Raw genomic sequence first — 19,139 nt, forward strand, 5'->3', positions numbered from 1 at the left:
CAAATTGATGAAAAAGCTCAAGTAATGATTTGTTAGACTTGAGAATGGTTCTAGATTAATAATTGAATGATTTATTTTCTAAACAATTTGAGTTAATTTAACTGAAATATTTATTCAATATTCGATGAAAACAAAAAGGAATCGAAAATGTTTGAAGAGTTTCTGACAAAATTGTTAAACCCCAGTATCAGTTTTTTAGCCATTTATGTTTCTGTGATCGTTGTTATTGCGTATATCGGGCTGTTCTTCCAGTTTTTTAAAATAAAAAATCTAAAGCAGGAAAACGAGACATTAAAGCATCAGTTAAATTCTCAAGCTCATTCAAATATCAGCTTGAGTAAGGATGAGGGAATTATTTCTTAAAACTATGTTGAAAGTAAATTGATAGAAATAAAGCCTGAATTTTCAGGCTTTATTTGATAAGTTTTAATTATTTAGCTTTGAAATTTTGACAGTAATTATATGATCGACCTTACTTCTGATGTAGAACAGGAATTATTAACAGCAATGGACAACTATAAAGCCATTGCTGAAGTGCTTATTGATAAATTAATTACAGAAACAGACCAACCTGAAAAAGAAAAAATTAACGCAGGACACTATTACGAAATACAAGATGCTGATTTTTTAAATGGACAAAAAACGCTATCGGAAGATTGGTCTTTTTTTGTGCATGGAGAACACTGTATGTTTGAGAATTTAATAACAGGACAAATTCTTGAAGTTTCGCTTGGAAACAAAGAAAGTATTGGCAATCTTGACCCATATTTCTTTTATAATTTTCTCAAGACAACAGTTGAATTCAATCACTTAACAAAATGCTTCGTTAATCCCTTTAGTAGTACTTTAGACTTTTTTGAAAAACTTGAACGACAAAAAATATTGACAATAGATTTCGGAGTTTATCGAAAACTATGAGAAAAAATAGTCTGATAAAAGGACAATAAAGTCACAGCAAAGTCTTTATCTCTAGTGGGATGAAGTGTTTACTTTTCTAATACCTATGAAAATTTATACTTTAGCAGAACTGAAGTGACTTAAACTCAATGCTTCGGTTAAGTCCTCAAGCTCACTCAAATATCAGCTTGAGTAAGGATGAGGGAATTATTTCTTAAAACTATGTTGAAAGTAAATTGATAGAAATAAAGCCTGAATTTTCAGGTTTTATTTAAGCGTTAAATTGTTAGAGTTAGATTGCGAATTTTATTCGTCAGTTGGAACAAGCATCAAGATAGACTCATTCAACAATCCCGCAATGTCTTCTAATATTTCATCATCAGACAATTCATGATTGAGTTTGACACTTTGTCCATCTGCAATCTGCTTTAAATGGGGTGCAAATTGTTCAGAAATACAAATCGATTCACCATTTGCCCAGAATAAAAATTTATGATCCTGTTCAAGATAAATTAATCGAGAAGCCGGCTCAATTTGTAGTAAATAGCCTTGTTCAAGAACTTCTTCTAAATCTCCAGTGCCAATCGCTTCAGCATCTGGAATATTTTCAGGGTACTTTGCTTCAGCCATTAGACTCATAATGGCATCTTCTAACACTTTAGAATTATTTAATTTCGCCAACAATTCAGCTTTTAAATAATCGAGTTCAGCTTGTGTTACTTGCCCAATCGGGTTTTGTTTATTCCGTAAGATGTCGATAAGCGGATTACGTAGTTGTTGGTCTTCGACAAATTTATCGCTGACACGATCCATCATGTCGGCAATATTCGGCATACGGAAACCAAAAGAGTAGGTTAGGCAATCGCCTTCTGCGACACCATAATGTGACAATCCTGGTGGGACATAAAGTAAATCACCTGGCGCTAAAACTTCATCAAAATTGATCTCCATTTCTGGAAGTAGCTTTAACGGCTGCCCTTCAACAAATTCAGATTCAGCATCACACATTTGTCCAAGTTGCCAACGACGGTGTCCATAACCTTGTACAAGAAATACATCATAAAAGTCAAAATGCTGACCTACAGAACCACCTTTAGCAGCATAAGAGACCATAATGTCATCACGACGCCACTGTGGAATAAAAGGAAATTTCTTCCAAAGTTCTGCTAAATCAAATGAATAATGATCTACAGCTTGAATCAATAAGGTCCAAAGCTTTGGCATTTTTTGAAAATCACCTTTGATGAGTGGTGATGATTTTACTGACCATTGATTTGGATCTTTGTCTTTTTGTTTGATTAGGCGTGCTGTGATGTTTTCATCCAGAGCAAGCTCCATGACATCATCTGGAACAAGGATATTGGCAATTTCAGGTAAAGCATTACGAACCAATAAAGGTTTTTTTTGCCAGTATTCTGAGAGGAATTGTTCAGCAGTAATTCCGCCAAGAACATCTAAAGGTAGGGACATGAAAATAGCCTAAGCAAATTTGAATCTATAATGTGGCTATTGTCTTATGTTAAGTAAAAGGGTGCAAGTTGATTTCTAAACCATAATTTTTAAATTTAGATTATAATGAATCAATCTTAAATTACTTTATATAAATTTAAAAAATGTTAAAAATCAAAGGATTATGCCTAGTTTTATGTTTGATTGTAAATGTATTTAGCATTAGTTACGCAGAACAAAACGTAAGTAATGCCTTTAAAATGCAGAATAAATATACTTATAGCAAAAAAATTAGAATAATAAAATCAGATGATTTTGATAAAAGTTTTAAAGAATTATTAGAAGAGGGCTATATATCTATTAAGTCTGAAGTTTTTAAAGAAAATACAGGTGACTATGATTATAAAAAAGTTGTAGAGCGAATGAGCGATAATGCTAAAAAGATAAGAGCAGAGCTAATTTTATTTAGTAGTGAAAATCAGGGTTCAAGTATATTTCAAAGTAAAACTGTTCACGCAATTCCTCGTATGGCTGGTTCCAATAAAAGTAATAATGTTTTTAACAATAGTTTAAATCAAGATAATATGGATGGGACCTATATGGGAGCTTTTACTAGAACTTCTAGTACCACCAAATATAACGTTAATTATTTAATTTTTTTTAATTCTAGAATGGGAATATATCCAGTCAATTTGTCAGATATTGACAAGTCAAATAATGGATTGCAAACTGGGGTAAAAGCAATGTTTATAAAGAAAAATACTCCAGCTGATGGCCAAATTCAAGAAAATGATATAATTATTAAAATAGGTAATGACGATATTATGAATGTGAATAGTTTTGTTGAGTCCTCAAATAGCTTGAAAAGCGGTTTTATTACCCTACAGATTCTACGTAAAGGGCAAAAAATGAATAAAATAATTGCTATAAATTAACATTAGATTGAACATGAAGGTAAATATCAAAAATACTTTCACCTTCAAATCCATAGCAAACTAAGGCAGTTGAACTCCCAACTTCCTTAAAATTCCACATAACTGAATCATTGGCATACCCATCAAAGTGGTTTGGTCTTGCCCAATCATTTGCTTAAATAAACCAATACCAAGACTTTCACACTTAAAGCTACCCGCACAATGCAGAGGTTGATCAATTTCGATATAACGCTCAATTTCAGCCAAAGTTAAGTCACGAAATTTCACATGATAATGCTCGACCAAGGTTTGTTCAAAACCAGAAGCCAAATGTTGCACACTTAAGGCTGTACTAAAAAAGACATTTCTGCCTGAATTGGCTTGTAGCTGTTGAATGGCTTTTTCTACAGATAGAGGTTTACCAATAAAATCTTGTGGTGCATGTTCACGCCAAGCCACCTGATCTGACCCAATCACAATTGCATTTGGATGATCTTGTGCAATGACTTGGGCTTTTTCAAAAGCCAAGCGCTTAGCCAAGTCATCGGCATGAGACTCGCCCTGTGGTGATTCATCGATTTCAGGAGAGATACAATGATAGTCTAAGCGCAAACGATTCATTAAATCTTTACGGGTTTGGCTGGATGAAGCCAAAATAATTTCAGGGTGATTCATCTTTGAATAATTCATGCCTAGTTATACTGCATATTCCATCAAGAGATCTAAGGGAACATACGCCAAAACAGCTTGATGACAGGCTTGTAGTTTTACACGAGGTGCCATATCGTTTTGATAGGCCTCAACCCAACGCGTCACACATAAACACCAAAAATCACCAGGTTGTAGTCCCGGAAAGCCGTGTTCTGGCAGCGGTGTAATTAGGTCATTTCCCACTTTTTGTGAAAAATTTAAAAATTCTGAAGTCATTTCAGCGCATACAGTGTGCTGACCGAGATCGGTTGTTGCTGTATGGCAGAAACCATTACGAAAATAACCTGTGATTGGAGAAAAACAACAACTTGCTAAAGGTTCACCTAAGACATTTAAACCATTGATTTTAGGATCGGGATGAAAAGACATAAGCGTATAGAATTTAAAAGTTCGCCCTATAATAATCAAATCTCAACTTTTCTACAGCTTTTCTACAAAAGTATCTAACCTTTTTTTGTGTAATCATTTAGAATCTACGCGATTTTTAATATCTATAAGAGAGCTATACATGAATTTTCAGCGTATGACTGACCTCGATTTAGCAGGCAAGCGTGTACTTATTCGTGAAGACTTAAACGTACCTGTTAAAAATGGTGTGATTACAAGTGATGCACGTTTACGTGCTGCATTACCGACAATTAAATTGGCACTTGAGAAAGGTGCTGCGGTCATGGTGTATTCTCATCTTGGTCGTCCCGTTGAAGGTGAGCCAAAAGCGGAACAATCATTAGCTCCTGTAGCAGCTTATTTAACTGAGGCACTTGGTCAAGACGTTAAATTATTTACAGATTATTTAGATGGTGTTGAAGTTGCAGCAGGGCAAGTGGTATTACTTGAAAACTGTCGTTTCAATGTAGGTGAAAAGAAAAATAATGCTGAACTTTCAGCAAAATATGCAGCGCTTTGTGATGTATTTGTGATGGACGCATTTGGTACAGCGCATCGTGCAGAAGCATCAACTGAAGGCGTAGCACGCTTAGCAAAAGTTGCAGCAGCGGGCCCTTTGCTTGCAGCTGAATTAGATGCTTTAGGTCGTGCGTTGCAAACACCTGAAAAACCAATGGTTGCAATTGTTGCTGGTTCTAAAGTTTCTACTAAACTTGATGTTTTAACTTCGCTTTCTGATATTTGTGATCAATTGATTGTTGGTGGTGGTATTGCCAATACATTCTTAGCCGCAGCTGGCTTCAATGTCGGTAAATCATTGTGTGAACATGATTTGATTGACACAGCGAAAGCGATTGCGGCAAAAGTATCAGTTCCACTTCCAACAGATGTTGTTGTGGCAGATGCCTCTGCAATCGACTTTGCCGATTTCTTAGGTTCATTGGCAAATGCTAAAGCAACAGTAAAAAAAGTTGAAGATGTTGCAGACAATGACATGATCTTAGATGTCGGTCCTGAAACTGCAAAAGCTTTTGCAGAAATTTTAAAAACTTCTAAAACGATCCTTTGGAATGGTCCAGTTGGCGTGTTTGAAGTGGATCAATTTGGTGAAGGTACAAAAACACTTTCTTTAGCGATTGCGGAATCTGAAGGATTCTCTATTGCAGGTGGTGGTGATACTTTAGCGGCAATTGATAAATACCAAGTTGCAGACAAAATTGGTTATATTTCAACTGGTGGTGGTGCATTCCTTGAATTTGTTGAAGGCAAAACACTTCCAGCTGTAGCGGTATTGCTTGAACGTGCTTAATTGAAAAATTATTTTAATTATGACGTTTATATGAAAGGCTGACCTCGTGTCAGCCTTTTTTATCTGAGAGATTCATTGTAAAGTAATAAAAATGAAATATAACTGCAATAAAATAGATCAAATCCAATCACCAACACTGGGAAATGTGATGAAATTTAAATTTACACTTGCAGCACTTCTTATTGCTCCTTTGGCATTTACTGCATGTTCTAAACAAGAAAAAGCACCAGCCTCAGAACAAACATCTTCTTCTGAAGCCGCTTCAGCAGAATCAGCAAACACATCTGCAGAACAACAAGCTGTGATTGATGCGCTTGATCAGCCTGTTTTGGATGAAAAAAATACAGATGTAGCTGCTGAAAAAGCAAATGCTCCAGCAGATGCGGCTACGCCAGCGACTGAAGAAGAAGCACCTAAAGCTCAATAATCTTTCTAAATGTTGTTATTTGTTAAAAGTCCCTGCAAACGCGGGGATTTTTTATGAAATAGTCAATATTGTTGCTGAATTGAAATAAAGCAACATGTAGAATATGGGGCATTACTTGGGAGGATATTATGGCTCTTATCTCATTGCGCCAACTCTTGGATCATGCCGGTGAACATAGTTACGGCGTTCCAGCGTTTAATGTGAACAACTTAGAACAAATGCGCGCAATTATGTTAGCCGCTGACGCAACAAATTCACCTGTAATTGTGCAAGCTTCGGCTGGTGCACGAAAATATGCAGGTGCTCCATTTTTACGTCATTTAATTTTAGCTGCAATTGAAGAATGGCCACATATTCCAGTGGTAATGCATCAAGATCACGGTACAAGCCCAGATGTTTGTCAACGTTCGATCCAGCTTGGATTTTCATCTGTAATGATGGATGGTTCTTTAGGTGCAGACGGTAAAACACCAACATCTTATGAATATAACGTTGATGTAACACGTCGTACTGTTGAAATGGCACATGCATGTGGTGTTTCTGTAGAAGGCGAAATTGGCTGTTTGGGTAGCCTTGAAACAGGTTTGGCTGGTGAAGAAGATGGTGTTGGTGCAGAAGGTGTACTTGATCATTCTCAACTTCTCACTTCTGTTGAAGAAGCTCGTCAATTCGTTGCAGATACCAATGTTGATGCTTTAGCAATTGCAGTCGGTACTTCTCATGGTGCGTACAAGTTTACTCGTCCACCTACAGGCGATATCTTGGCAATTGACCGTATTAAAGAAATTCATGCGGCACTTCCAAATACTCATCTTGTTATGCATGGTTCAAGCTCGGTACCACAAGAATGGTTAGCGATTATTAACCAATATGGTGGTGACATCAAAGAAACTTATGGTGTTCCAGTTGAACAGTTGGTTGAAGCAATCAAGCATGGTGTACGTAAAATCAACATCGATACAGATTTACGTTTAGCATCTACAGGTGCAATGCGCCGTATGATGGCTGAAAAACCAAGTGAATTTGACCCACGTAAATTCTTCGGTGAAACTGTTGAAGCAATGAAACAAATCTGTGTAGACCGTTATACAGCATTTGGTACTGCGGGCAATGCAGACAAGATTCGCCCAATTTCTTTAGAAAAAATGGTTGATCGTTATAAATAATCTTTGATGGTTGTTGATCACCTAAAAGCCCACTCATACCAGTGGGCTTTTTCTTGAATTATAGGGACTCGGTTCCGCATAAATTTTGCAATGATTGGTGAGATAAGAAGTAAATTATGGAACTCATATTTTCAGCAGCACTTTGTAGTGTGCTGGTTTCAATGCTTTTAAAATGGACCAAACAAAAAGGTTTTGATGCATTGCAAATGATTGCTTGGAATTATGCAATCGCCAGTGTATTGAGCTATATTTGGTTTAAGCCTGATTTGGCCCATATTTCAATCTCAAATACACCATGGTGGTTGATTCTTGGTTTAGGCGTTGTGTTACCCAGTATTTTTTTATGTCTAGCAAAATCATTACATAGTGCAGGAATTTTAAAAACTGAAATTGCACAGCGATTGTCTGTGGTTTTATCATTATTGGCTGCATATTTTTTATTCCAAGAACAATTTAACCAATTAAAAATGCTTGGTATCGGTTTGGGTATTGTGGCAGTTTTATGTATTGTACTTTCCCAGTCGAGTTCATCAAATTCATCCCTCAATCAGAAAGGGATCCTTTATTTACTCAGTGTTTGGGTAGGTTATGCTTTGGTTGATGTTTTATTGAAATATACAACCAGTCTGGGCTTACAGTTTCCAGTTACATTAACCTTGATGTTTATCTGTTCATTCCTATTATCTGTCGGTTACTTACTGATTCGAAAAACTCAGTGGAAGCTTCAGAACTGTATTGCTGGTTTGGCCTTGGGGATCATAAATTTTGCCAATATTGCTTTATATGTCAAAGCGCATATTTTATTAAAAGATTCTCCAGCCATTGTTTTTGCAGGGATGAATATCCTTGTGGTGTTATTTGGGGTCATTGCAGGGCTGTTAATTTTTAAAGAAAAGCTTAAAGTGATTACCGCTCTAGGACTGGTTTTAGGTTTGGCTGGGGTGGTATGTTTAGCCTTGGCAATATAATGACTTAACAGCAAGAAAGCTTCGCTGTTAATACGATTGCTGATCACTTTACAATGACATCAAACGGTAAATTTATAGATTAACTTGGTGGATATGAGATGGATGCATTTGAACAATTATTTATTCATTTAGATTTACAACTAAATAATATTCGCTTAGTACCACTGTCTTTTGAACACGAGCAAGGACTCGCTGAAGCGTGTCGTGATGGTGAATTGTGGAATTTACGAATTACCTCTACACCACATTACACAGAAGTTAAAAATTATATTGAAAAAGCACTGATCCAAAAAGCACAGGGCAGCCGTTATCCCTTTGTTGTCATAGAGCAAAGCTCAGGGAAAGTCTTGGGAACGACCAGTTATCACGATATTTTATTAAACGTAAAACGTTTTGAAATCGGCTATACATGGTATGCACAATCGGCACAACGGACCCATGTCAATACAAGCTGTAAACTATTGCTATTAGGGTTCGCTTTTGAACAACTTCAAGCCAATACCGTGGCGTTGCGGACTGATCAATTTAATTTTAAAAGCCAAAAAGCCATTGAACGTTTAGGTGCTAAAAAAGATGGCATTATTCGGGGTGATCAAATGCGTAAAGATGGTACGATTCGAGATACGGTGTTGTACAGTATTTCGCAAGGTGAGTGGAACAATGTAAAAGCACATTTACAAGACATGTTGGCACATTATAAAAAATAACTATTTTGTTGAATTATATTCGATTCAAGGGCATGCAAATGCCTTTGAAATCATTTGAAAGATCGTCATGGTGATTTCATATTTTGATCATAAAACTTTCAAAAACATAGCGGACAATGGAGGAGCATTCTTTACATTGGTGTAATTGCTATGAATCAAGATATCTTTTCAACGCTTTATACATCATTACAAACCCATCAAGTGCAGCTTTTACCACTACAAATAGAACATGAAAATGCTTTAGTTGAGGTATGTAAAGATGGCCGCTTGTGGGAATTGGAATATACATCGGTTCCACATTATTCTCAGATCAAGGCTTATATTGCCAAGGCACTTGAACAAAAATCTTTAGGAATACGCGTACCTTTTGTTGTTTTAAATCAGCGGAATGGTCGTATTGTAGGAACCACCAGTTTTCGCGATTTTATTTGGGAGGTACGCCGTGTTGAGATTGGTTATACATGGTATGCACAATCAGCACAACGCAGTCATATCAATACCAGTTGTAAGTTGTTATTACTTGAGTACGCATTTGAAAAACTACAAGCCAACTCGGTTGTATTAAGGACGGATATTCGCAATGTTAAAAGTCAAAGCGCCATTGAGCGTCTAGGTGCGCATTATGATGGTGTGCTACGTCAAGATGCGCTACGAAAAGATGGAACTGTTCGCGATACTGTTATATACAGCATACTCAAAGATGAATGGCAGGGCATTAAACAGCATTTAAGCCAGTTACTTAGCCAAAGCTATAAGGTTTAACTTATAAAGTTTGATTATGTATTTAACTACAATCTATATGTAAGCGATGTTGTTGGCAATGAATGCATTGAAACAGATAGCCTGTTAAATCACCGTCGATACTGAGGTGATCTTGGATAAGCTCTACTGGATAACCATTTTCCTCGATATCGGCTTTAACCTCATCCCAAATTGGTTTAAGCATTTCACTATCCGCATAAGCGATAAACTGACATGGTTCATTGCAATGCACGAGCCAAACTTCTTGTTGCCAACTATGATAACTTGGCGTTTTTAAGCAGATTTCATCTAAAAATTCAGGGTTGATTTTTTCGGAAGGAACATTTGGGTTTGAAGAAATACCTTCAATGCCACAATAGTCATTGTATTCTCCATCGTATTTTTGCGCTGCTGCACCATTGGCAATACACCACGGACAGATATAATCGGGTTCATCTATGCTATAGAAAGAACATACGTACTTTAAGTCGCGTTGTTGATTGCAAATTGAACAAATACCATCTTCTTTTTCAAACAGATCAAGTTTGTATGCATTGGGATGATATTTAAACTGAGGGTAATTCATATTTTTGATTCTTCTAGGCAAAGATTTTAACTATTGAATGCTAACAATAAAATTCTACCCGAAAACTTTCAATCAGTTCAGGTGGAACGCGTGTTGTTTGTCCATTGGTGCGCATAAACAGTTCGCCTTTGTAATACAAAGGACGGTCCGATTTATTACATTTAAAGACCAATATGGTTTTTCCTCGAATCTGTATTTCTTCTAGTGTGGTATAAATATTTGAAATTTTGTTACTTTCGTGTGCCAGTTTATCAATCAAACTCCGCTTCATTAAGTCGAGTGAATTATTAAAGTGTTCCGCAAGTTCATTTTCAATCCCTACAATGGTTAAATCATCAGCAACGCCTATAAATACATAGCCATTGCGGGTATTCATAAATGCAAAGCACGCTTTGACCCATTTATCTGATTTGCGGTTGGTTAATAGGTCAGTGGTACGTTCTTTAAATTCAATCCGTTGATTTTCACCCAGTTGAATTAAATTAAAATAGTACTCTGAACAGGATTTTTGCCGATAATGATTGAGTGTGGTCTTAATTTTTTCTAATGATTTATATGCGGCAACAGTTTCTAAATTATGAATATCTTGCCATTGGTAAATTAATTTAATCTTTAACTCGTTGGCTAAGTTGGGATCAGCAAGGTATTCAAAGCTCAAATTGAGATATTGTAAAATTTCTGTGTAAATAGCATGACTGGCAATTGGAATGGAAATTTTATTAAAGGTATTTCTTATTTTTTCTAAATTTTTGTGAAATTCAAAAGCTTCTTGGTAAAAGCTTAAATATTTAAACTCATTTAAAATATGTTCATAAGGGCGATGAAATGAGTTAGGAAACAGTTGCTTGGGCGGTATATGGATATATTTTTCAATCTGTTGAAAGTAATATCTTAAGGTTGGATACTTTAAGGCCTGATCAATATTGATTTCAAATTTCTCGGAAAGTGGCTTGGTGGTATAGGCTTGAAAAAACAGCAGTGTTTGGATTTCTTTGTATTTATTGGGGTAGTCATGCCAATGCGTTTCTAGAAACTCATTAAAATTCTTAAATTTATTGGTGAGATACATGTTCAAATCCATAGCAACACCTTTGATCCTCTATTGTTTGGTGTTCGGTATTTACAACAAATATGTCATCAGACTATTTATATATAGTTATTTATAAGTTAATTAAGTCAGGAAATAAAGCGTAAAACTTTAAATCGGATCGTGAAAGTTGTTAGAAAATATAACAAATATTTCAATTTGGTGAATAGCGCATTTGACTGCTTCATTTCGTCATTCATCGATAATTTGCGGAATCGCTAAACTTGGATTTTGGATAAATGATGCTAATCGTTCTTTTAATGAGGTGGCTCGTTCAGGAACAGCATCAATTGCAATCTCAGCGAGCCTCTTGACCAATTGTAAATCACCAGCAGCACCAGCTACATAGCAGAGGGTACACATGTGTGCGGGATGTAAGGGATTCATACAGGCCTGATGCGCTTTCTTGAGAAAATCTTCAGGCCAATGTGCTAATTGATTAAAGAAATTTTGGCTTTGACGATTCCACTCAGATACTAGAAATTGCACCATTTCGTTAGCATCTTGTTCATTTGAGGTATATGACCAGTCGTTGTCATGATCATTGATCAAATAAGGCAGGATCGAACTACGCCATGCACAATCGAAATCACGCATTTTTTCAATATCTAAAGCGTTACCTGTACATCGCATAACATATTCACCTAATGGGATGAGGTGAATACCGAGATTAACTTGAAAACAATGTCTTTTAATGGAGTGCTGTATATCGACGATTCGAATAACTTCTCCCTCAACCTGCCTAAATACATCGCCTTTTTTTATAAAGCCTTGTGCTTTTAAAATGGGATAAAACTGACGTTGTAATAGTTTGGAAATGACTTTTTTATCCATTAGATATATCCATGGTGAAGGCTAGCATTGCCATAGAAATTTAGCAGTTTTACCCTGAGGGCAAACAAACAGCCATTCAACTTGTAAGCCAAACGTTTTAACAGGAAGACCGCCAAAAGAGGTTTGATCAAGGTGTTGTGAGATTTGGTCTAAAATTAACAGTTGAGTCATGTTTATACCTTATTTTATTTGTATTTTAGCGCTGGGGGCGTTAGATCTTAACTGTGTACAACATATCCAAAGATTCCAACCAAGCTGCTCTTCTGGGTTAAGCCCAATGCAAGTCGAGGCAAGACACAACCTGTAATGATTGTTCCTTTCGGGTAATTATCAGAATTGATTTGTTCTAAAAGTGCTGAGTCACCAATCCGAACAAATGCACAGTCGATAAAATCGTGTTGTGCTGCAAACCAATCCATCATCTTGTGCCAAGGCTGAAAATATTCTGCTGGAGATTCTTCACCATCTTGTTCTACTTCTTTCCACCACTGTGTATTGGTTGTAAGCGGTTCAGTCGTAATGTTTGCCAAAGGAAAAATAGTATTGGCAAAGTATTGTTGAATCAGCTGAGGCGTAATTTTTTGGCTAGCTGAGTTTTGTGAATGCATGATATAAAAATCTTGAAAATAATCACCCGAGTTTGAACCCATGCCAACTTCAATATTTGCCATGATATTGGCGATTTCAGTGCTTAATTTTTGACAAAGTTTTAATTCATCGGGATCAATTTCATGCTGCAATGGGATATTTTGCTTTGAAATAGACCCATCATTATAAACGCTGGTAAAGCGCGAAATGATATTGTTAGGCCATTCATCTGTATCAGCACCCACATCATAATTCTGCATGCATTCAGATAATATTTTTAATCTTTCTTCACTTAACGCTAATTTTATACTCATGATTTTGCCAAATTTAATGATAAATCTTAATCATATAAACGGTAAATTCCAGTAAAGCGCTCACAGCCTTTTTGTGTTGTCGTCACAGACAAAATTGCTTTTTGGAAATTAAGCACATATTTACAGTCATGTTCATTGTCTAAAATTTGATTCTTTTTTTCAGGCGTGGTGTAAGCCAACAATGAGACAATTTGACTATCTTTACGGTTATTGGGATTTCGGTAGGCGATGCCTTCAACTTTAATCCGATCTTTAGTCAGTTGATGGATTTGTAAATGGGCGGGTTGCTTCGAAATTTTACCATGTTCATATTTAATGAAATGTTGGGTTAAACTTTGATTCATTGAGGTGTAAAAATTTAAGTCTTCTAGGCGAATATCGAACTGTTGTTTAAAACAATCGTTGCTTTTACATTGACTTAAACGGTTGAGCCACAAACGATGTGTATCATTGATTAAGCGTATTGGTGCATCTGTGACCAGATATGCAGTGAGATAGCTCTCATTTAATTGAGCGCGTAGTTCACTATACTGCGAACCACATAACTTTTTTAAAAGTGATGAATCTTGGTGCTTACAGTCAAGAGGCAGGGCATAAACAGCTGATGTACTGATACAGCTCAAAATGAGACCAGACAAGAGTGTTTTAATTTGATTAAATTCTGTATTCAACAGCATGATCGCTTATACTTTCACAATGTTTGCATACGTACTATAGCGAAAGAGAAAGTACGAATACAAGATTTTTAAATTTTAAAAACTGCAAAAGGAGCTAAGAATGATCATACCGATTCGTATTGGGCAGGGAATGGATGTACATGCTTTTGAAGAAGGTGATTTTGTAACTTTGGCAGGCGTTCAAATTCCACATACCCATGGTTTAAAAGCACATTCTGATGGTGATGTCGTATTACACGCATTATGTGATGCTTTATTGGGTGCATTGGCTTTAGGGGATATTGGACAGCATTTCCCAGACACAGATGCTGAATTTAAAGGTGCGGATAGCCGTAAGCTCTTAAAACATGTTTATCAATTAATTTTAGACCGTGGTTATAAATTAAATAATGCTGATATTACTGTGGCATGTGAACGGCCTAAATTAGCCAAACACAATTTGGAAATGCGTCAAAGTATTGCAGATGTGTTAGATGTTGATGTGACTCAAATTAGTGTTAAAGCAACAACCACAGAGAAATTGGGCTTTACTGGTCGTCAGGAAGGTATTTTATCCACTGCAACAGTCTTAATTTCTCATTTAGCAAAATAATTATTTTTATAGTTTAGAACTCTTACTTATCTATCTACTGAGAAATATTGATGCAGTGGTAGATAAGTTTTGATGTTTTCCGATTTTAAAGTGTTATAGTCAAATTTTAGCTACAAAAAAAGCCCTTTAAAGGGCTCTTTTCACATGCAAAAATTAGTTAGCTAACGCTTTAACTTGTGCATTCAAGCGGCTCTTGTGACGAGCAGCTTTGTTTTTATGGATGATACCTTTATCCGCCATACGGTCAATAACTGGAACTGCAGCTTTATAAGCTTCAGTTGCGGCAGCATATTCACCAGTAGCGATAGCAGCGATTGTGCGTTTGATATAAGTACGTACCATTGAACGCAAGCTTGCGTTGTGTTTACGTGCTTTAACGTTTTGACGAGCACGTTTTTTTGCTTGAGCAGAGTTTGCCACTCGTGCACTCCTTGAATTAGATGGGTCTGGGCGGGCTGAAACCACATCTGAAAACCACATCAGAGGATTATCACCAGCCCGTAAACAAGTGCCATATTGTGATTAAAGAGGCCAGTAAAGTCAAGTGTTGACATGCTTTGACAACATTTTTGTTGAAGAAAAATTTGAAATAAAACGTTAGATTAGTAATAAATCTAGGAGATTGTTTAAAAAATGACTAATTCGATAAAAAATGCGATTGTGATTGGAGCAACAGGTTTAGTGGGGCAGCGTCTCATTGAACAGCTCGATTTATTGACTGATTGTGAAAAAATTACAGTTGTTGTGCGACGAGAAAATCCCGACTTTTCAAAATTTAAAAAAGTTGAACAATTTGTATTGGATGATTTCCTTCTACTCAATGATCAAGATGTCAGCGGTTACACTCATGCATTCAGTTGTTTGGGAACGACCATTAAAAAGGCAGGTTCTAAAGAAGCTTTCTATAATATTGATTTTGAGATCAATGCACATTTTGCAGATTTATTTGAAATGACTGAAACTCATTTACTTTTAGTCAGTGCGATGGGGGCAAAAGCCTGCTCGCCAATTTTTTATAATCAAGTGAAAGGTGAACTTGAGGACTATATACAAAAGTTGAATTTATATCGTTTTTCAATTATTCGCCCATCGTTACTCCTTGGTGATCGAAATGAAAAGCGATTCTTGGAAGATGTAACGCAAAAGCTGTATGGTAAATTTTCGCATTTGGTACCCAATTCTTTTAAATATAAGCCAGTGACAGCACAACAAGTGGCTCATACTATGGTCGAGGCTGCTCAAACACAAACTCAAAAAATTGAAATTTATGATAATTTGCGTATACAAAATAGCAAATAATGGAGTGATAACGTGACTACAGTACCTTTTGTAACTTGTGATTTATTAGATGATCACCCAGACCAAGACATTCAAACCTTGATTCCATCTCTAGATGGCAAATTTTTTAGAAGTTATGGGGCGCGTAAAACCTTTGGTGGTCAAATCGTGACAGTCAAGTGTTTTGAAGATAACTCACGAGTGAAAGAGTTACTTGCTACAGATGGAACTGGCAAGGTTTTGGTTGTCGATGGTGGAGCATCCATGCGTTGTGCCTTGATGGGTGACATGATTGCAGAGTCAGCGGTTAAGCATCACTGGAATGGTGTAGTGATTTACGGCTGTGTACGTGATGTAGATGCGCTAGTTGAACTTGATCTAGGTGTCCATGCATTGGCTTCAATTCCACAAAAAAGCAATCGTAAAGGCATAGGTGAGGTCGATATTCCTGTGTATTTTGGTAGTGTCACTTTCAATTCTGGTGAATATATCTATGCAGATAACAATGGCATTGTGGTTTCAAAAGAAAAATTAGTGGATTTATAAAAAGCTTTATTTAAGCGAAAACAATCGTCTAGGGGGGTATAAAATGGTGCATCATCAAATTAAAGTTGTACAAGCTTTGGCTTCATCACTGACTGAGGGAGGCCGTGGTGTAACAGGAACTCCGTTTCCAAACCAGCCAGAAAAGGCTTTAAAGTTATATGAGTTTGAGGGTTCACCATTTTGCCGCCGTGTACGAGAAGTAATGACCTTGCTCAATTTGGATTATGAAGTCTATCCATGCCCTAAAGGTGGGACCAAATATCGTCAGGTTGTAAAAGAAAAAGGTGGAAAATTGCGTTTTCCGTATTTCATTGATGAAAATACGGGAACAGCAATGTACGAATCGAAAAAGATTGTTGATTACTTATTTAAACATTATGGTAAAACTGGCAAAACACCAAAGAAATATTCTCATTATCCTAAATACCCAACTGTAGCCATGGTGGGAACTATTATTAATGGTGCACGTGGGGTTTGGGTAAATAAAAAAATTGTTGATCGTGCAAGTCCAGCGCAATTATTGGAATTATGGGGGTTTGAAGCAAGTCCATATACACGAGTTGTGCGTGCTGTGTTAACTGAATTAGAAATTCCATTTATCTTTCATAATGTGGCTAAAGAGTGTTGGCAAGATCTAGGCCCAGCAGTTTTACGTTTAAAACCTGGTAAATATGTTCCTTTGGTCGGTGGCAAACGTGAAAAAATTATTCCTGTTATGGCGCGTGCAAAGCAAGATATTCAAGTGCCTTATTTAGAAGATCCAAATACAGGTGAAAAACTCTTTGAGTCAGCAGCAATCGTATCTTATTTACAGAAACAATATGGTTAACTCTATGTGTTAAAAGCACCTAACATAGGTGCTTTTAATTGAAGGATAAATGTGGGTTTACAAGAAAATTATCTTGAATATCGAAATCATATAAATACTTTAAAGACTGACCAAGGCTATATAAAGTATATTTTGAAAATTCAGCAGGTCGTGCATCAACGGCAGTTGGTATCTTGTATGAGTGATTCAAAATGGCTCAAACTTCTGCATGCAATGACAGACTTGGATTTTCCACCTGCATTTATTGTCAAATTGGTGACTGAAAATAAAGATCTACAAGCTGAAGATCAATTTGTGAAGAAAATTCCGTGGTATTTGGGTGATTGGCATCCTTTCTATCACGATGCTATGCCTGTATTTATTGCAATTGAATATTTAATTGTAAAGCCTATGCTGAGCAAACCGAGAGGAAGATTGATCAGTGATTTGATTTTAGATCAAACAGATCAATTTCGTACTTTGTTGCAGCATTTGAATATTGTGTTTGATGAAAAAAACAGTTGTTTTAAAATTTATGCTTATTACTCAAAGTAATTTTAAAAATAATGACAATAGAGGTGTCTGAACAAATAAGTCAAAACAGATTGCTTTAATCATTTTTCGCAACATTTCTATCCATATAAATATTGTGAATTAGTGGATTGTTAACGATAAAAACTTAAGCTTTAAAACAGCCTATGTTAGATTGTAACCAATAGAATATTTTGAGATAAATTATGACTTCAACTCGAATTCAACCTGTTATGAATCGTCCAGGGGAAAATGCCTTATTTATTGTTTTAGGATTAAGGCTTGGGGCTGAAGTAATAGATACAGTAATCGATTTTGCAGCAAATTTTTCAGCATTAACACGTAGTTTAACCAACCGTTATCCAGATGCACAATTTAGTGCGGTTATGGGATTTGGGGCAAATGCGTGGGAGCGTTTATTTCCTGATCAGGCTAAACCACAAGAATTAGAACAGTTTAAAGAAATTAAAGGGCCAAAATATACGGCTGTTTCAACAGAAGGTGATTTGTTTTTCCATATTCGTGCTGATCGTCAAGCGTTGTGTTTTGAAATGGCAGATATGATCAATACGCAATTAAAAGCCGTAAGTTATCCAGTGGATGAAGTGAATGGTTTTCGATATTTTGACGGTAGAGCGATTATTGGCTTTGTCGATGGGACAGAAAACCCAGAGCCTGAAATTGCAGCTGAATATGCACTGGTGGGTGATGAAGATCCAGACTTTAAAGGTGGCAGCTATGCATTTATTCAAAAATATATGCATGATATGGACAAGTGGCGTGCGCTCAGTGATGAAGAACAAGAAAAAGTCATCGGACGTAAAAAGTTTAATGATGTTGAACTGAGTGATGATGTAAAGCCTAAAACAGCACACAATGTAGTGAGTAAGGCGCATGATGCGGATGGCAATGAAATTAAAATCATGCGTGCAAATATGCCGTTTTCAAATCCATCTAAAAATGAATATGGCACCTTCTTTATTGGTTATGCACGCAAATTTAGTGTGACCCGACAAATGTTAGAGCATATGTTTCAAGGTGATGAAGAGGGTAATTTAGATCGTTTATTAGATTTTAGTACAGCAGTGACAGGAACCTTATTCTTTGTGCCTACTGTCGATTTCTTAGATGATTTAGGTGACGAATAACGCTGATGGTTTATGTTCAGGTAAATGGTCGTTTTAAAACGGCCTTTTACTGCGAAACTTTGTCATCTTTGTTATGATGAATCTCTGATTTAATTGAGTTTTAATGATGTTTGATAAAATTACAGCATTATTTAAGGGCAATAAAAATGGTCCTGAACAAGTTTTTCTACAAGAAAATAATATTCAAATTGATGCTGAGCATGGTTTTATAGTAGATGGTATTGTTTTAAATCGTGAGTTATCTGAACGGCTGGAATACTTTTCTAACCGAAAACTCAATAATTTTGATGATTTAAAGGCTTTGTTCTATAAAACAATTTTGATCAATGAAAAGATTGATTTAGAAATCGCGACGAACAACTATGTGCAAAGGCTTGGCAATACAGAAGAAAATTTAAAACAATTTAAAGAAATTATTCGAAAACTCAATGATTATTATAAAGCGTTTAAACGAGAAAAATAAATCCACTTAAG

26 protein-coding genes are annotated in these 19,139 nt (G+C 36.1%); 16 read left to right on the plus strand and 10 right to left on the minus strand.

Translation table 11 applies throughout. The annotated features are described in order from the left end of the window. Nucleotides 1-147 precede the first annotated feature (147 nt). Both M2R48_RS09895 and M2R48_RS09900 read left to right on the plus strand, forming a co-directional pair. Nucleotides 148-363, plus strand: a complete 216-nt coding sequence (locus M2R48_RS09895; protein ID WP_262085992.1) for a hypothetical protein — start codon at nucleotides 148-150, stop codon at nucleotides 361-363. A gap of 99 nt (nucleotides 364-462) precedes the next feature. Further along, nucleotides 463-918, plus strand: a complete 456-nt coding sequence (locus M2R48_RS09900; RefSeq protein ID WP_262085993.1) for a DUF6896 domain-containing protein — start codon at nucleotides 463-465, stop codon at nucleotides 916-918. A gap of 285 nt (nucleotides 919-1,203) precedes the next feature. On the opposite strand, the gene M2R48_RS09905 is transcribed toward M2R48_RS09900, so the two are convergent. Then, nucleotides 1,204-2,367 (minus strand): cupin domain-containing protein, encoded by a 1,164-nt coding sequence (locus M2R48_RS09905; protein WP_262085994.1) that lies wholly within the window; start codon nucleotides 2,365-2,367, stop codon nucleotides 1,204-1,206. A gap of 143 nt (nucleotides 2,368-2,510) precedes the next feature. Here M2R48_RS09905 and M2R48_RS09910 point away from each other — a divergent pair, with 143 nt between their 5' ends. After that, nucleotides 2,511-3,281 carry a PDZ domain-containing protein gene (locus M2R48_RS09910; protein WP_262085995.1) on the plus strand — a complete coding sequence of 257 codons (771 nt, stop codon included), beginning with the start codon at nucleotides 2,511-2,513 and terminating at the stop codon, nucleotides 3,279-3,281. A 60-nt stretch (nucleotides 3,282-3,341) separates the two neighbouring features. Here the strand turns inward: M2R48_RS09910 and M2R48_RS09915 are convergent, their stop codons facing one another. Both M2R48_RS09915 and M2R48_RS09920 read right to left on the minus strand, forming a co-directional pair. Next, the gene (locus M2R48_RS09915) at nucleotides 3,342-3,935 is read right to left on the minus strand and encodes a Maf family protein (protein WP_262087474.1); all 594 of its coding nucleotides are present in this window, start codon (nucleotides 3,933-3,935) and stop codon (nucleotides 3,342-3,344) included. Between the two features lie 21 nt (nucleotides 3,936-3,956). Continuing rightward, nucleotides 3,957-4,340, minus strand: coding sequence for a DUF2237 family protein (locus tag M2R48_RS09920; protein WP_004720680.1), 384 nt, complete (start codon nucleotides 4,338-4,340; stop codon nucleotides 3,957-3,959). Nucleotides 4,341-4,479: 139 nt separating this feature from the next. Here M2R48_RS09920 and M2R48_RS09925 point away from each other — a divergent pair, with 139 nt between their 5' ends. The 6 genes from M2R48_RS09925 (at nucleotide 4,480) to M2R48_RS09950 (ending at nucleotide 9,697) form a co-directional block, all read left to right on the plus strand. After that, the gene (locus M2R48_RS09925; RefSeq protein WP_004720679.1) at nucleotides 4,480-5,667 is read left to right on the plus strand and encodes a phosphoglycerate kinase; all 1,188 of its coding nucleotides are present in this window, start codon (nucleotides 4,480-4,482) and stop codon (nucleotides 5,665-5,667) included. A gap of 148 nt (nucleotides 5,668-5,815) precedes the next feature. Further along, nucleotides 5,816-6,094 carry a hypothetical protein gene (locus M2R48_RS09930; protein WP_004821354.1) on the plus strand — a complete coding sequence of 93 codons (279 nt, stop codon included), beginning with the start codon at nucleotides 5,816-5,818 and terminating at the stop codon, nucleotides 6,092-6,094. A gap of 128 nt (nucleotides 6,095-6,222) precedes the next feature. Next, nucleotides 6,223-7,260 carry a class II fructose-bisphosphate aldolase gene (fba, locus tag M2R48_RS09935; protein WP_004720677.1) on the plus strand — a complete coding sequence of 346 codons (1,038 nt, stop codon included), beginning with the start codon at nucleotides 6,223-6,225 and terminating at the stop codon, nucleotides 7,258-7,260. Between the two features lie 116 nt (nucleotides 7,261-7,376). Further along, nucleotides 7,377-8,228: a DMT family transporter gene (locus tag M2R48_RS09940; protein ID WP_262085996.1), complete on the plus strand. Its 852-nt coding sequence runs from the start codon at nucleotides 7,377-7,379 to the stop codon at nucleotides 8,226-8,228. 98 nt (nucleotides 8,229-8,326) lie between these two features. Next, nucleotides 8,327-8,935: a GNAT family N-acetyltransferase gene (locus tag M2R48_RS09945; protein WP_151957371.1), complete on the plus strand. Its 609-nt coding sequence runs from the start codon at nucleotides 8,327-8,329 to the stop codon at nucleotides 8,933-8,935. A 150-nt stretch (nucleotides 8,936-9,085) separates the two neighbouring features. Beyond that, nucleotides 9,086-9,697 (plus strand): GNAT family N-acetyltransferase, encoded by a 612-nt coding sequence (locus M2R48_RS09950; protein ID WP_105712725.1) that lies wholly within the window; start codon nucleotides 9,086-9,088, stop codon nucleotides 9,695-9,697. Nucleotides 9,698-9,719: 22 nt separating this feature from the next. Here the strand turns inward: M2R48_RS09950 and M2R48_RS09955 are convergent, their stop codons facing one another. The 6 genes from M2R48_RS09955 to M2R48_RS09980 form a co-directional block, all read right to left on the minus strand. After that, a complete protein-coding gene (locus M2R48_RS09955; RefSeq protein ID WP_105712724.1) occupies nucleotides 9,720-10,262 on the minus strand; it encodes a CbrC family protein in 543 nt (180 codons plus the stop codon). A gap of 40 nt (nucleotides 10,263-10,302) precedes the next feature. Next, nucleotides 10,303-11,343: a helix-turn-helix domain-containing protein gene (locus tag M2R48_RS09960; RefSeq protein WP_105712723.1), complete on the minus strand. Its 1,041-nt coding sequence runs from the start codon at nucleotides 11,341-11,343 to the stop codon at nucleotides 10,303-10,305. Nucleotides 11,344-11,541: 198 nt separating this feature from the next. Then, the gene (locus M2R48_RS09965) at nucleotides 11,542-12,183 is read right to left on the minus strand and encodes a DUF4304 domain-containing protein (protein WP_262085997.1); all 642 of its coding nucleotides are present in this window, start codon (nucleotides 12,181-12,183) and stop codon (nucleotides 11,542-11,544) included. A 21-nt stretch (nucleotides 12,184-12,204) separates the two neighbouring features. After that, complete coding sequence (locus M2R48_RS09970) at nucleotides 12,205-12,354, minus strand: hypothetical protein (RefSeq protein ID WP_171287872.1); 150 nt, start codon at nucleotides 12,352-12,354, stop codon at nucleotides 12,205-12,207. Nucleotides 12,355-12,401: 47 nt separating this feature from the next. After that, nucleotides 12,402-13,085, minus strand: a complete 684-nt coding sequence (locus M2R48_RS09975) for a hypothetical protein (protein WP_262085998.1) — start codon at nucleotides 13,083-13,085, stop codon at nucleotides 12,402-12,404. Nucleotides 13,086-13,111: 26 nt separating this feature from the next. Continuing rightward, entirely contained in the window at nucleotides 13,112-13,762 is a 651-nt protein-coding gene (locus M2R48_RS09980; RefSeq protein ID WP_004720662.1) for a hypothetical protein, read from the minus strand. Nucleotides 13,763-13,862: 100 nt separating this feature from the next. Here M2R48_RS09980 and ispF point away from each other — a divergent pair, with 100 nt between their 5' ends. Further along, entirely contained in the window at nucleotides 13,863-14,354 is a 492-nt protein-coding gene (ispF, locus tag M2R48_RS09985; RefSeq protein WP_004720660.1) for a 2-C-methyl-D-erythritol 2,4-cyclodiphosphate synthase, read from the plus strand. A 153-nt stretch (nucleotides 14,355-14,507) separates the two neighbouring features. Here the strand turns inward: ispF and rpsT are convergent, their stop codons facing one another. Next, nucleotides 14,508-14,774 carry a 30S ribosomal protein S20 gene (gene rpsT / locus M2R48_RS09990; protein ID WP_004720657.1) on the minus strand — a complete coding sequence of 89 codons (267 nt, stop codon included), beginning with the start codon at nucleotides 14,772-14,774 and terminating at the stop codon, nucleotides 14,508-14,510. Nucleotides 14,775-14,987: 213 nt separating this feature from the next. Here rpsT and M2R48_RS09995 point away from each other — a divergent pair, with 213 nt between their 5' ends. From M2R48_RS09995 to M2R48_RS10020, 6 genes are all read left to right on the plus strand, one after another. After that, the gene (locus tag M2R48_RS09995) at nucleotides 14,988-15,653 is read left to right on the plus strand and encodes a nucleoside-diphosphate sugar epimerase (protein WP_262085999.1); all 666 of its coding nucleotides are present in this window, start codon (nucleotides 14,988-14,990) and stop codon (nucleotides 15,651-15,653) included. Nucleotides 15,654-15,665: 12 nt separating this feature from the next. Then, the gene (rraA, locus tag M2R48_RS10000) at nucleotides 15,666-16,178 is read left to right on the plus strand and encodes a ribonuclease E activity regulator RraA (RefSeq protein ID WP_004720654.1); all 513 of its coding nucleotides are present in this window, start codon (nucleotides 15,666-15,668) and stop codon (nucleotides 16,176-16,178) included. Nucleotides 16,179-16,221: 43 nt separating this feature from the next. After that, nucleotides 16,222-17,007, plus strand: a complete 786-nt coding sequence (locus M2R48_RS10005; RefSeq protein WP_262086000.1) for a glutathione S-transferase N-terminal domain-containing protein — start codon at nucleotides 16,222-16,224, stop codon at nucleotides 17,005-17,007. A 150-nt stretch (nucleotides 17,008-17,157) separates the two neighbouring features. Beyond that, entirely contained in the window at nucleotides 17,158-17,541 is a 384-nt protein-coding gene (locus M2R48_RS10010) for a DUF6678 family protein (protein ID WP_315972855.1), read from the plus strand. Between the two features lie 182 nt (nucleotides 17,542-17,723). Beyond that, nucleotides 17,724-18,665 carry a Dyp-type peroxidase gene (locus M2R48_RS10015; RefSeq protein ID WP_004720648.1) on the plus strand — a complete coding sequence of 314 codons (942 nt, stop codon included), beginning with the start codon at nucleotides 17,724-17,726 and terminating at the stop codon, nucleotides 18,663-18,665. A gap of 106 nt (nucleotides 18,666-18,771) precedes the next feature. Further along, nucleotides 18,772-19,128, plus strand: coding sequence for a hypothetical protein (locus M2R48_RS10020; RefSeq protein ID WP_244015908.1), 357 nt, complete (start codon nucleotides 18,772-18,774; stop codon nucleotides 19,126-19,128). Nucleotides 19,129-19,139 lie beyond the last annotated feature (11 nt).

Source organism: Acinetobacter sp. I-MWF, assembly GCF_025433935.1.
GTDB lineage: Bacteria > Pseudomonadota > Gammaproteobacteria > Pseudomonadales > Moraxellaceae > Acinetobacter > Acinetobacter guillouiae.